Here is a 12,969-nt window from a genome sequence, read left to right on the forward strand (position 1 = left end):
CGCCCGATGAACTGGGATGAATTCCTACAGAGCTTGGCAGGAAGCCTACCCACGGGAGATAAGCGGACAGCAGTAGAACAGTGCATTGGCGAAGGGGACCTACTGACTGCATGCGAGATCGCCCGTAAAGCACTTCGCCCAGACGTCTTCAAAGGCGAACTACTTCGTCACTTTGCAGAGAAGCGATTCAAACCCGCTCCGATACACAAGGACATTGTCGGAATTGACTCAAGAATAGTAATCACGACAAATTTCGACAAGATATACGAAATGGAGGCCAATACAATGTTGCATGGAGACATTCTCGTCAAAAATTACTATGACTCTGACTTAGCAGACACGCTTCGTCGCCAGCAACGATGTGTCCTAAAAATCCATGGGACCATCGACACCCCAGACAAAACCATCTTCACCCGAACTGATTACGCCAGCGCAAGAATTACTCATCGACACTTCTATCGCGCCCTGGAAGCCCTCTTCATGACACACACGTTTGTGTTCTTGGGGGCATCAATGAGAGATCCGGACCTCCGACTTATCTTAGAGGATTACGCATACCGCTATGGAGGGACGCGCCCCCACTTCATGGTAATGCCATCTGGTTCACCCGTCCCACCAGTTTTGGAGGTGCTTGAAGAAAGCATGAACCTACGAACCATATGTTACGATCCTGCACTCAACCATGCCGAACTAGCAACGGGCATTTCAGAACTCAAGAATCTCGTGGAAACTGAGCGCGCGACACTTAGAAACACGCTTAACTGGTAATATGAATCCGGCACCCTCAGAAACTCCTGTTCGCGCGATGTTCAAGAAAGCTCCTTCCGCCTGGGCTAAGCGCTCTACAAACCAAGACTCTTCACTCCATCAACTCTCGCCATACATCGGAAAGCTCAAGCCACGCATCGCTAGAGACCTCATTCTCAAATACTCTAATCCTGGTGAGCTAGTAGTCGACCCATTCTGCGGCTCCGGAACAGTTCCTCTGGAGGCTATGCTGCAGGGCCGAGCAGCCCTTGCCACAGACGAGAGCCTCTATGCCTATGTGCTCACAAAGGCAAAACTAGCTCCGCCTTCAACCGAAGCTCTAGCTCTGAAGGCGCTCGATCGAACATTAACGCTCGCATTATCGCGGCCTCCTCCAGACTTGCGGCAGGTTCCTGCTTGGGTCAGGCAGTTTTTCCATCCACAAACCCTGCGCGACGCAATTCGTTTTGCAAACGAGTGCATTGCAAAAAAAGAGACATTTCTACTGGCTTGCTTTCTTGGGATATTGCACCACCAGCGCCCCGGTTTTCTATCCTATCCAAGCAGTCACCTTGTCCCCTATCTTCGAAACAAAAACTTTCCACCAGATGAATTCCCGGAGATGTACAAGCCACGGCAACTACATCCAAGACTAAAAGCAAAAATCCAACGCGCATTTGCAAGAATGATGTCTCCTGGTGAGCCCACCACCACACTCGTCCGGCGAAGCCGGATTGAAAACTTATCTATCCCCACCAATACAGACGTAATCATAACCAGCCCGCCCTACATGAATGCGCTCGACTACAAGAGGGACAATCGGCTGCGCCTTTGGTTTCTCGACAACAGCGTCGACAGTTACTTCCCAGAGCCAACTGATAGGCGTGCCTCATTTCAGCGCATGATGAAGTGCCTACTGGACCGCGCGGCAGAATCCCTCAAGACACGAGGGCACCTGATTCTAATCATTGGCGAAACGATCACGCGAAAACGCATCACAAGCCACCCCTCGTCTCTCTTTCTCGAGATGGTAAACAATCAAAAAGCATTTTCACTCATCGAAGCAGTCCGCGACACTATTCCCGACATAAGGCGCTCTCGCAGAGACTATCGCGGGACGAAAACAGAACATGTACTTGTCTTCCAAAGAATGCCATCCAAATAAATCCAGACAAGCGTGGTGTCGCTGGGCGACCGTAACCCGTCGAAATTCCCGGCGACACTTCACCAAGCCGCGTAGTTCTTCCCTGCATTGCGCCTGGATGACATAAACATCAATCTCTGAAGTCACAACCATCTAGAGAATCAGTTCCGAGCACACTTGCGGCAAGCAAAGGTTGCTCGACAGTGTTCTTGCTTCCGAATCGGAGCGCTGAGACTACAAGTGGTCTCAGAATTGGGCGAGCAGGCAAGGGGGCGGTGAACAGGCCGCTGATCGACATGGAGGGGATGGCCATGTTCGAAGCTGACCGGTGGACCTGACTGATGAACAGTGGAGCCTGATTGAGCCGCTACTCCCCGCGAGGAAGCTGAAGCGAGAGGACCGGCCTGGGCGAACGCCCACGCCCTCACGGGCGCTGTGGGACGGCATCCTGTGGATTCTGCGCACCGGGGCCCAATGGAGCGAGCTGCCGCGGGAGAAGTATCCGCCCTACAAAACGGTCCACCGCTGGTTTCAGGGCTGGGTAAGGGACGGTACCTTCCGCGCCGTCCTGCGAGCCTTGGCCCTGGACCTCAAAGAGCGCGGAGGATCCGACCTGGAGGAAGGCTTCGTCGACGCGTACTTCGCCTCGGCGAAAAAAGGGGGCCCTGCGTCGGGAAAACGAAGCGGGGCAAAGGGACGAAGGTCATGGCAACTGCAGACGGCGCTGGTCTTCCTCTCGCCATTTGCGCGGCAAGCGCTTCTCCCCACGAAACCAAGCTCCTCGAAGCTACGCTCGACGAGAGCCTCATCGACGAGCTTCCCGAGCGGCTCATCGGCGACAAGGCCTATGACGCTGACAAACTCGACGAGCGACTGTGGCACCAGCGGGGAGTGAAGCTGATTGCCCCGCACCGTCGAGGGCGCAAGACGAAGACTCAGGATGAACGTGAGTTGCGTCGATATCGCCGCCGCTGGAAGGTGGAGCGGCTTATCGCTTGGCTTCAGAACTTCCGTCGTCTCGTCACCCGCTACGAGGTGAAGGTGGAGAACTTCCTCGGCTTCCGCCACCTCGGCTGCATCCTCATCCTCTTGAGGCAATTCTGAGATCACCTCTAGACAAAGGCGCTCAGTCGAATAGCCGAGACCACCACCTATTCCGACTTGTTCTAAGAAATGAGGCGCTTACCACATCGACTCCACGCCAAGCGTGGTCGACATCAACTTCGTCAAACGCGCAACGGGACGGACCGGTTCGCGAAGCTGCTGGCGCGCAACCAGGTGCTCGCGGGGGAAGTCCGTCCCTTCCCCATCGACGCGAAGTGAGGCGACGCCCGTCAGCGCTTGAGCTTGCTGAACGGGTTGTTGAAGGGCTCCGGGCCCTTCTTCTCACCGGGCCCTGAAGGCGGCTTCGGCCCCGGGCCGGAGGCAGGCCGGGCGCCCTGACGAGGCCCGCCGCTTCCGCCACCGCGCTCCGTCATGCGGCCCGGCCCCGTGGCCCCGCCGACCTGGGGGCGGCCCGACGGCTGCGGCGCTCCCCCCTCCTGCACCGCGCGTACGGAGAGCGCCAGCCGCTTGCGCGCCAGGTCCACGGTGAGCACGCGCACCGTCAGCCGGTCGCCCACCTTCACCACTTCGGAGGGGTCCTTCACGAAGCGCGTGGAGATTTGCGACACGTGGACGAGGCCGTCCTGGTGCACGCCCACGTCCACGAAGGCGCCGAACGCGGTGACGTTCGTCACCACGCCCTGGAGCACCATGCCCTCCTTCACGTCCTCCAGCGAGCGCAGGTCCTCGCGGTGCTGGGGCGCGGTGAAGTCGCCGCGCGGGTCGCGGCTGGGCTTCTCCAGCTCCGTCAGGATGTCCTTGAGCGTCATCTCGCCCAGGTCCGGGCCCAGGTAGCGCTTCGGGTCAATCTTGCGGACCAGCTCGGCGTTGCCCACCAGCGCGCTCACGGCCACGCCCAAATCCTTGGCCATGCGCTCCACGACGCCATAGCGCTCCGGATGGACGGCGCTGGCATCCAGCGGCTCCGTCCCGCGCACGCGCAGGAAGCCCGCCGCCTGTTCGAACGTCTTGGGCCCCAGGCCGCTCACCTTCAGCAGCTCGCGCCGCGTGGTGAAGCGGCCCTTCGACGCGCGGTGCGCCACCAGCTTCTTCGCCAGGGACGGCCCCACGCCGGACACGTGCTCCAACAACTGCGGAGACGCGGTGTTGACGTCCACGCCCACCGCGTTGACACACGAATCCACCACCTCGCCCAGCTTCTTCTTGAGCAGCCCCTGGTCCACGTCGTGCTGGTACTGCCCCACTCCGATGCTCTTGGGGTCGATCTTCACCAGCTCCGCCAGCGGGTCCTGAAGGCGCCGGCCAATGGACACCGCGCCGCGCAGGCTGACGTCCAGGTCCGGGAACTCGTCGCGGGCCACCTCGGAGGCGGAGTAGATGGACGCGCCCTGCTCGCTCACCGACACCACGGGGATTTGCGAGCCCATCCCCTTCAGCGTGTCACGCACGAAGACTTCCGCCTCGCGGCTGCCCGTGCCGTTGCCCACGGCGACGAGCTCCGGCTGGTGCTTCTGCACCACCGCGGCCAGCAGCTTCGCCGCGCGGGCGCGCTCGTCCGCGCCGCGCTCCGAATAGAGCGTCAGCGTCTCCACCACCTTGCCGGTGACGTCCATCATCGCCAGCTTGGTGCCCGTACGCAGGCCGGGGTCCAGGGCCAGCACCGCGCGGGCGCCCGCGGGCGGCGTGAGCAGCAGGTGGCGCAGGTTCTCCCCGAAGACGCCAATGGCCTGCCGGTCCGCGCGCTCCTTCAGCTCCGCGCGCAGCTCCGCCTCCAGCGACGGCCCCATCAGCCGGTCCCAGCTGTCCTCCACGGCGGCGCGCAGCTCCTGTGCGAAGAGGGACTGCGGCTTCGTCACCACGCGCCCGGCCAGCAGGCCCTTCACCTCGTCGTCGGGCAGGGAGAGCTTCACCTTCAGCACGCCCTCTTCCTCGCCGCGCAGCAGCGCCAGCACGCGGTGCGAGGGGGCCTGGGACAGGGGCTCCTCGTGGCCGTAGTAGTTCTCGAACTTGGTCGTCTCGCCCTTCTTCGCGGGCACCACGTTCGAGCACAGCGTGCCCCGGCGCGCGCTCACCTCGCGGGCCTCGCGGCGCAGGCCGGCGTCCTCGGCCACGCGCTCGGCGCAGATGTCGCGCGCGCCCGCGAGCGCCGCGGCCTGGTCCGGCACGTCCTTCTCCGGATTGACGAAGGGGCGCACACGCGCGGCCACGTCCTCGCCGCGGCGGCCGTCCTGCTTCCACACCAGGTCCGCCAGCGGCTCCAGCCCGCGCTCCCGGGCAATGGCGGCGCGCGTGCGGCGCTTGGGCTTGTAAGGAAGGTAGAGGTCCTCCAGCTCCGTGCGCGTCCTGGCGGCCTTGAGCGCCTTCGCCAGCTCCGGCGTCAACTTCCCCTGCTCCTCAATGGAGCGGAGGATGGTGTCGCGCCGGGAGTCCAGCTCGGCGCGCTCGGTGGCCCGGTCGAAGAGGGTTTGAATCTGGACCTCGTCCAGGCCGCCCGTGACCTCCTTGCGGTAGCGCGCGATGAAGGGGACCGTGGCTCCGTCCTCTTGCAGCGCGAGGGTCCGGTCCACCTGCTCGGGCCTGAGGCCCAGCTCCTGGGAAAGCTCAGCGGCGTAGGGATGCATGACGCCGCTTCTATAACCCGGGCCCCACACTGCTCCCAGAGACCGGTCGTCCGAAGCGCTCAGCCCGCGACGAACGCCGCGCGCCGGGCGTCCCACTCCGGGCGCAGCAGGCCCCAGAGTTGCTGGTCCCGGCGTTGCCCCTGGAACAGACAGTGCCCGCGCAGGGTGCCTTCCATCGTGAAGCCCAGCTTGCGCGCCACGCCCTGAGAGCCCGTGTTCTCCGCCAGCGTCGTCAGCCACACCCGCTGGAGGTAGGGCAGCGTGAACAACTGCTCCAGCATCAACCCCACCGCGCGGGAGCCCAGGCCCCGGCCGTGGTGCGCGTCCGCCATCATGTAGCCCAGCTCGATGCGGCCATGCACGCGCGACAAATCCCGCGCGGACACCGTCCCCACGAGCTGCCCGTCCGCCTCCACGAACCACCGGAAGCTCCGCGCGCGGGGCTCACCCAACGCGCCCGCTTCCAGGATGCGCCGCAGGAGCAGCTCCCGCGTGTCGTCCTCCGTGTCCACGAAGCGCCGCGCGCCGGGGGCCGCCCGCATGGCCAGCCAGAAGTCCACGTGCTCCGGCCGGGCGGGAACGAGTCGGACGTCGGAAACGGGAGCACCGGGCAACATGCCTCGCTTCTAGCGCGCCCCACGCCGCGGCGCAGCAATCAAGGAGGTCCGCGCGAACCAGGAGCAGCACCGCCTGCGCCATGCACCTTGCCGACATTCCACCGGGCGCGGCCCACCCTGAAACGGCTGAGGGCCGCGGCCTGGAGCACGTGGCTCCCGGCGCGGCCCTCGCTCCTCACCGAACAGGTGAGGCCTTCTCTGCTCAGGCGGAGGTGATGGCTCCGTCCTTGATGACGAAGTCGCGGCGGGTGAACTTCGCCGTCAGCTCGGAGGGCTGGAGCAGCGAGTAGTCCCTGGCGACCTCCGTGCCCGGGATGAGGTGGAAAGCCGCCTTCGCCTCGGTGCCACCGACCTCCAGCACCACGAAGCCGTGGGCATCACCGTCCACGAACGCCATGCCGGGGTTCGCTTCCTTCAGCGACTTGTCCAGCTCCGTCACGATGTACTGGTACACCGTGCTGCCGGTGGAGAAGCCCGCGCCGATGACGGCCAGGCCCGCCAGCTCCTTGATGGAGCCGGAGGAGATGGCCGGCGTCGTCAGCGCGGGGATGCCGGACTCCACGGACGCGAAGGACGCGTGGATGTCGCCGGAGATGAACAGCGCGTTCTTCACCTGGCTGTCCCGCAGGAACTTCAAGAACTCCTGCTTCTTCGTGGGGAAGCCGTCCCACTGGTCCACGTTGAAGTAGAAGTCCTGGCGCAGCGTGGGGTCCGGGACGTCCGCCTTGTCGCTCAGCTTGAACACCATGGAGGTGAGCGAAATCGAGGAGACGATGATCTTCCACGCGTTCTCCGCCTGCACCGACTCCTGGAGCCACGCCTGCTGCTCGTTGCCGAAGATGCCCTCCGAGGCTCCCGCGGAGCCCATGTACTTGATGGCCGCGTACAGGTCGAAGATGGGCTTCACCACGACGTAGCGCGAGCCCTGGATGCCGAAGAGGCCCGTCTTGCCCATGTGCGCATAGGCCAGACCGCGCGGCGCGCCCGCCGCGGGGATGAGCGGAACAGCCGACTCGCCCGCCGCCACGCGCGCCTGGTTGACGGCGTTCAGCACCTGGTTGACGTAGAGCAGCGCCAGTCCACCGGAGACCCAGGTGCCCGCCTTCACGGACGCCTCTTCCGGCGTGAGCCCGGCGGCGACGGCCTGCCGCACGTACACGCCCGTGAGGATCTGCTTGTAGGGCGCCAGCTCCTCGGCGTCGATGTTCACGTACGCGAACATGTCGGACTGCAGCTGCGCCTGGACGGCCTCCGGCAGCGTCGGCAGCACCATGTCCAGCTGCTCGGCCGGCACCGCCACCTTGCCCGGGTACGCGTCCTCGGGGATGAGGTGGTCCGGGCGGTACGTGCGCGTGTCCGTCACCAGCAGCTTCAGGTTCCGGCCGAACTCGAAGTCGCGGTAGATGCGCGTCGGCTGGGCCACCACGGCGTTGATGTCGATGGCGCCCGCGTCGCTCGCGCCGTGGTCCATGGGGATGTACTCGAAGAAGGCCTGCTCCGCGTTGCGGCGGCGCTCGGTCTGCTTCTCGTTGGTGCGCTCGTCCGTGTACGTGGCGACGTCGCCCCAGCAGTCGTCGGAGAACTCGTGGTCATCCCACGTGATGATGAACGGGTAGCGCTCGTGCACCTGCTGGATGATTTTGTCCGTGCGCAGGGTCTTGTAGAGGTCGCGGTAGTTGGACAGCGAGTTGGCCGCGTAGAACGCCGTCAGCCCCGTGCCCTGGCGGAGCGCCTTCTCCGGCTCGCTGAAGACGATGCCGCGCCCGTCCACGGACTGGAACGACGCGTCGCCCGTCGTCTCGTAGACGTAGTCACCCAGGAACACGACGAAGTCGAGGTCCTCGTTGAGCTGCAGCAGGTGCTGCCACGCGTTGTAGTAACGGCCGATGTAGTCCTGGCAGCTGGCGAAGACGAACTTCACCGGCACGTCGTCGCCCGCGGCCGGCGCGGTGCGGGTGCGGCCCGTCACCGTGGAGTACTTCTGACCGTTCGCGTCGATGGTGAAGCGGTAGTAGTACGTCGTGCGCGCCGACAGGTTGGTGACCTTCACCTTCAGCGCATGGTCGAACTGCGCCTGCGCGGTGAACTGCTGGTCCAGCACCACGCTGCTGAACGACTCGCTGGTGGACACCTCCAGCCGCACCTGCGTGTTCGCCCCCGCGTTGTCCGGGTCCACCGCCCGCACCCACAACACCACGCTGTCCGGACGCGGGTCACCCGAGCACACGGACTGCGGGAAGTACTTCTCGCCAGCATCCGACGACGTCTCGTCGTCGGAACATCCGAACGCAGTGGTCGCGGCAACGGCGACGACGGCCTGGAGGAAACTGCGGCGTTTGAATCGATCGAACAAGGCGGGACTCCGGGTTGCGCGGGTTGGGAGACAGGGCCGCGAGTCTAGAGCGCTCTTCCACTCAGCAGGAAACATCCCCACGGAATGAAACGACAACGCATCGTGTCACCCACGCCCGGTGCGAACCCACGCGAAGGACGCCAGACACCAAGCAAAAGGGCCGCCCACCTCGCGGCGGACGGCCCTCTGGCTTTCATGGCGAATCGCCACCATCCGGGGAAAACGCCCCGGAGGCCGGACTACTTCGCGGCCTTCACGCGGCCGCGCTTCTCGCTGCCACCTTCGGCCGGCGCGGACTCGTCCGGCGCCGCGGCGACGGGCGCACCCGACTTGCCGATGCCGTACTTCTCCAGCACGCGGCCTTCGATGTCCTTGGCAATCTCCGGGTGCTCGCGCAGGTAGTCCTTCACGTTCTCCCGGCCCTGGCCGATGCGCTCACCATTGAAGGAGAACCAGCTGCCGCTCTTCTCCACGATGTTCTCGTTGGAGGCGAGGTCGATGAGGTCGCCCTCACGGGAGATGCCCGTGCCGTACATGATGTCGAACTCGACTTCCTTGAACGGCGGCGCGACCTTGTTCTTCACCACCTTCACGCGGGTGCGGCTGCCCACCACGTTGTCGCCATTCTTGATGGCGCCGATGCGGCGGATGTCCAGGCGCTGCGACGCGTAGAACTTCAGCGCGTTACCACCCGTCGTCGTCTCCGGGTTGCCGAACATCACGCCAATCTTCATGCGGATCTGGTTGATGAAGATGACGCACGTCTGGCTCTTGGAGATGGTGCCCGTCAGCTTGCGGAGCGCCTGGCTCATGAGGCGGGCCTGCACACCCATGTGCGCGTCGCCCATCTCACCCTCGAGCTCCGCCTTCGGCACGAGCGCGGCCACCGAGTCCACCACCAGCACGTCGATGGCGCCCGAGCGCACCAGCATCTCCGCGATTTCCAGCGCCTGCTCACCGGTGTCCGGCTGGCTCAGCAGCAGGTCATCCGTGCGCACGCCCAGCTTGCGCGCGTAGCCCACGTCCAGCGCGTGCTCCGCGTCCACGTAGCCGCAGATGCCGCCGCGCTTCTGCGCTTCGGCGACGATGTGGAGACACAGCGTCGTCTTACCGGACGACTCCGGCCCGAAGATTTCGATGATGCGGCCCTTGGGCACGCCACCCACGCCCAGGGCGATGTCCAGCGAGATGGAGCCCGTCGGGATGGCCTGAACGTCTCGCATCAGCGGCTCGTCGTTGCCGAGCCGCATGATGGACCCCTTGCCGAACTGGCGCTCCACCGCGGACATCGCCAGTTCGATCGCCTTTTCCTTCTCCTGATTCACGGCCATTGCTCGTAGCTCCTTGTATTGGCGAGCCACCCCGGCTCACCTGAACGCGCTTTTAGTACGCGATGGGTAGACCCTAGTCCACCCCTCTGACATCCGTGCTGCATCCTGCCGGTCAGCCCTCGCGGAGGGCAGCCAGGAAGGCGGCCACCAGCCCCGCCAATCCCACCCACAGCCCCATGTCGGCCACGCCCAGGACCGTAGACACCGCCCCGGCCAGGGACACCAGGGTCAGCATCAGCAACCCCACGCGGTACACGGGCGTCCGGGGCGGAGCAAGCCACAAGGCGGCCATCGCCAGCAGGGACAGCCCCACCTGGGAGGTGAGCAGGCTGGCGTCCCCTTGGCGGAACAGCGCTTCATGGACGACTTGCGCCCCGATGCCTCCCACCAACACCGCCACGCACGCACCTGGCTTCAGGCGGTGCGTCTTCCGCTGCAGGGTGTTGGCGCGCAGGTGCGCCAGGTCCTCGGGCTGGACTTCCAGGGCGTAGGGGAAGCCCAGGGACAGCAGGGCCTCCACCGCGGCCGCGCGGCAGGTGCGTCCCTTCGCATCCACCAGCCCGGAGAGCCGCCCGCTCTCCAGCAGCCGCAGGAAGGTGTCCGCCACCAGCCGGTCTCCGCCCGTCCTGGCCATCCGGGACAGCTGGAGGTTCAGCCGCGCCGCCACCAGGGGACGCTCCGCCTCCGGCACCCGCCGGGCCTGCTCGGTCAACACCAGCACCGGCAGGGGGAGGTCCAACGGCGGCGTGGGCGTCCCCCGGAGCAGAGGAACCGGAGTGGCGTCCTCCGGTACGGGCGCGGGCGGCGCCTCCCACGGCGCGACGTCCCCCGACGGCGCCTCGTCCTCCACCTCCATGGACCGCTGCGTGAGCGGATGTATGCGAGGCGCGTCGGGCACGGAGGAAACTGTAGCCACGGCCCCCGGGGCGCTTCAAAGCCACGGGCCCCCGCAACATTCACCGGGCAACGGGGTTGATGTCGGAGTGGACGACGCGGATTCGGACGCACAGGCAATGCGGAGGGTGGCGGCGGGAGACCGGCGGGCCTTGGCCGGACTGCTCGACCGCCACCACGCACGAACGACGAAGCCCGAGCCCCCTTCGCGGGAGCCCGGGCTTCTGGCGCTTCAGGTCCGAAGGCGCGCGGCGGCTACTCCACCGTCACGCTCTTGGCCAGGTTGCGCGGCTGGTCCACGTCGTTCCCGCGCAGGTCCGCCACGTGGTAGGCGAGCAGCTGCAGGGGGATGGTGGCCACCACCGGCGCCAGCAGCGCGCTGGCCGCCGGAATCCGGATGACCTGGTCGGCCAGCGAGGCCACGTGCTCGTCGTCCTCGTCGATGATGGCAATCACCTTGCCACCGCGCGCGCGGACCTCCTCGATGTTGCCGATGATTTTTTCGTACGCGACGTGCGGCTGCTTCGGCGCGATGACCACCACCGGCATCTTCTCGTCGATGAGCGCGATGGGGCCGTGCTTCATCTCACCGCCCGCGTAGCCCTCCGCGTGGATGTACGAGATTTCCTTCAGCTTGAGCGCGCCCTCCAGCGCCACCGGGTGCATGGGGCCGCGGCCGAGGAAGAGGAAGTCCTGCGCGTTCATGTACTCACGCGACACGCGCGTCACGGCCGGCTCGCACTTGAGGACGTCCTCAATCATCTTCGGCACCTTCGTCAGCTGCGTCAGGTGCTCCTGCGCCGCCGGCACGGACAGGGTGCCACGCATGCGGCCCAGCTTGACGGCCAGCAGGTACAAGGCCACCAGCTGCGTGGTGAACGCCTTGGTGGACGCCACGCCAATCTCCGGGCCCGCGTTGGTGAGCACGGAGAAGTCGGCCTCGCGCGTCATCGCGCTGCCAATGACGTTGCAGATGGCCATGGCCGTGGCGCCGCGGGCCTTGGCCTCCTTGAAGGCCGCCAGCGTGTCCGCCGTCTCGCCCGACTGGCTGATGGCGATGGCCAGGTGCGTGCCGTCGACGATGGGGTCGCGGTAGCGGAACTCGCTCGCCAGCTCCACCTCGACCGGCAGGCGCGCCAGCGACTCAATCATGTGCTTGCCCGCGACACCGGAGTGCCACGACGTGCCGCACGCGAGGATGGTGACCTTGGTCAGCGAGCGGACCTTCTCCGCCGACAGGTTCCAGCCCTCGAAGTGGACGTCGCCTTCCGACAGGAGCATCCGGCCGCGCAGCGTGTCCGCGACGGCGCGGGGCTGCTCCCAGATTTCCTTGTGCATGAAGTGCTTGTGGCCGCCCTTCTCCGCCATCATCGGCGTCCAGTCGATGCGGCGGGTGGGCCGGTTCACCTTCTGGCCCTGGCGGTTGAAGATGTCCACGGCCGCCGCGGTGATGACGGCCAGGTCACCCTCTTCCATGTAGACGAAGTCGCGCGTGTGCTCGAGCAGCGCCGGCACGTCGCTGGCCAGGAAGTTCTGCCCCTGGCCCAGGCCCAACACCATGGGCGAGGCGTCCTTGGTGCAGACGATACGGCTGGGGTCGCTGGCCGTCAGCACGGCCAGCGCGTAGGTGCCCTTCACCTGGGCAATGGCCGCGCGCACCGCGTCCGGCAGCTCCAGGCCGCGCTCCAGCTCTTCGGAGATGAGGTGCGCGAACACCTCCGAGTCCGTCTCCGAGGAGAAGACGTGCCCACGCGAGCGCAGCTGCTCCTTGAGCGACAGGTGGTTCTCGATGATGCCGTTGTGCACCACCGCCACGTCCTTGTACGTGTGCGGGTGCGCGTTCTCGTCGGAGGGACGCCCGTGGGTCGCCCAGCGGGTGTGCCCGATGCCGATGTTGCCTGGTGGCTGGTCCGCCACCACCCGGTTCTCCAGGTTGCGGAGCTTGCCCGTGGCCCGCACGACGTTGAGCTTGCGCTGATTCAGCACCGCCACGCCCGCCGAGTCATAGCCGCGGTATTCGAGCCGCTTCAGACCCGACACCAGGATGGGGGCTGATTCCTTGTCACCGACGTATCCAACAATCCCGCACATAGTTGCACCTCTCTCTCACGCCCACGCCCGCCGGAGCAATCCGCGGGATTCCCCTACATCCCTGCCGGGCAGCGCTCTGCCTGGTACCCAAGCAAGAGCCGCGCCG

At 65.5% G+C, this 12,969-nt stretch carries 9 protein-coding genes; 3 read left to right on the forward strand and 6 right to left on the reverse strand.

The genetic code is table 11. The annotated features are described in order from the left end of the window. Window positions 1-6: 6 nt before the first annotated feature. The 3 genes from HNV26_RS08470 (at window position 7) to HNV26_RS08480 (ending at window position 2,995) form a co-directional block, all read left to right on the forward strand. Window positions 7-768, forward strand: a complete 762-nt coding sequence (locus HNV26_RS08470) for an SIR2 family NAD-dependent protein deacylase (protein WP_171441222.1) — start codon at window positions 7-9, stop codon at window positions 766-768. A gap of 37 nt (window positions 769-805) precedes the next feature. Further along, window positions 806-1,912, forward strand: a complete 1,107-nt coding sequence (locus HNV26_RS08475) for a DNA methyltransferase (RefSeq protein ID WP_171441221.1) — start codon at window positions 806-808, stop codon at window positions 1,910-1,912. Window positions 1,913-2,219: 307 nt separating this feature from the next. Continuing rightward, window positions 2,220-2,995, forward strand: a protein-coding gene (locus tag HNV26_RS08480) for an IS5 family transposase (protein ID WP_366816814.1) whose coding sequence is annotated in 2 segments (ribosomal slippage) — window positions 2,220-2,571 and window positions 2,571-2,995 — 777 coding nt in all. Because the reading frame shifts where the segments join, the coding sequence is not laid out codon by codon here. Window positions 2,996-3,225: 230 nt separating this feature from the next. On the opposite strand, the gene HNV26_RS08485 is transcribed toward HNV26_RS08480, so the two are convergent. From HNV26_RS08485 to glmS, 6 genes are all read right to left on the reverse strand, one after another. Next, window positions 3,226-5,577, reverse strand: a complete 2,352-nt coding sequence (locus HNV26_RS08485) for a Tex family protein (protein WP_171441220.1) — start codon at window positions 5,575-5,577, stop codon at window positions 3,226-3,228. A 59-nt stretch (window positions 5,578-5,636) separates the two neighbouring features. Then, on the reverse strand, window positions 5,637-6,194 hold the full coding sequence (locus HNV26_RS08490; RefSeq protein WP_171441219.1) for a GNAT family N-acetyltransferase: 558 nt from the start codon (window positions 6,192-6,194) through the stop codon (window positions 5,637-5,639). 202 nt (window positions 6,195-6,396) lie between these two features. Further along, a complete protein-coding gene (locus HNV26_RS08495; protein ID WP_171441218.1) occupies window positions 6,397-8,622 on the reverse strand; it encodes an alkaline phosphatase D family protein in 2,226 nt (741 codons plus the stop codon). A gap of 164 nt (window positions 8,623-8,786) precedes the next feature. Continuing rightward, entirely contained in the window at window positions 8,787-9,878 is a 1,092-nt protein-coding gene (gene recA, locus HNV26_RS08500; protein ID WP_171441217.1) for a recombinase RecA, read from the reverse strand. A gap of 112 nt (window positions 9,879-9,990) precedes the next feature. Further along, window positions 9,991-10,776, reverse strand: a complete 786-nt coding sequence (locus HNV26_RS08505; protein ID WP_436410035.1) for a hypothetical protein — start codon at window positions 10,774-10,776, stop codon at window positions 9,991-9,993. 251 nt (window positions 10,777-11,027) lie between these two features. Next, window positions 11,028-12,863, reverse strand: a complete 1,836-nt coding sequence (gene glmS, locus HNV26_RS08510; protein WP_171441215.1) for a glutamine--fructose-6-phosphate transaminase (isomerizing) — start codon at window positions 12,861-12,863, stop codon at window positions 11,028-11,030. Window positions 12,864-12,969 lie beyond the last annotated feature (106 nt).

This window comes from Myxococcus xanthus (assembly GCF_013116825.1).
Lineage (GTDB): Bacteria > Myxococcota > Myxococcia > Myxococcales > Myxococcaceae > Myxococcus > Myxococcus xanthus_B.

Coding starts and splice junctions, on each gene's coding strand:
- HNV26_RS08470 (WP_171441222.1), top strand. CDS start 7: ATGAACTGGGATGAATTCCTACAGAGCTTGGCAGGAAGCCTACCCACG.
- HNV26_RS08475 (WP_171441221.1), top strand. CDS start 806: ATGTTCAAGAAAGCTCCTTCCGCCTGGGCTAAGCGCTCTACAAACCAA.
- HNV26_RS08485 (WP_171441220.1), bottom strand. CDS start 5,577: ATGCATCCCTACGCCGCTGAGCTTTCCCAGGAGCTGGGCCTCAGGCCC.
- HNV26_RS08490 (WP_171441219.1), bottom strand. CDS start 6,194: ATGTTGCCCGGTGCTCCCGTTTCCGACGTCCGACTCGTTCCCGCCCGG.
- HNV26_RS08495 (WP_171441218.1), bottom strand. CDS start 8,622: ATGTTTCCTGCTGAGTGGAAGAGCGCTCTAGACTCGCGGCCCTGTCTC.
- recA (WP_171441217.1), bottom strand. CDS start 9,878: ATGGCCGTGAATCAGGAGAAGGAAAAGGCGATCGAACTGGCGATGTCC.
- glmS (WP_171441215.1), bottom strand. CDS start 12,863: ATGTGCGGGATTGTTGGATACGTCGGTGACAAGGAATCAGCCCCCATC.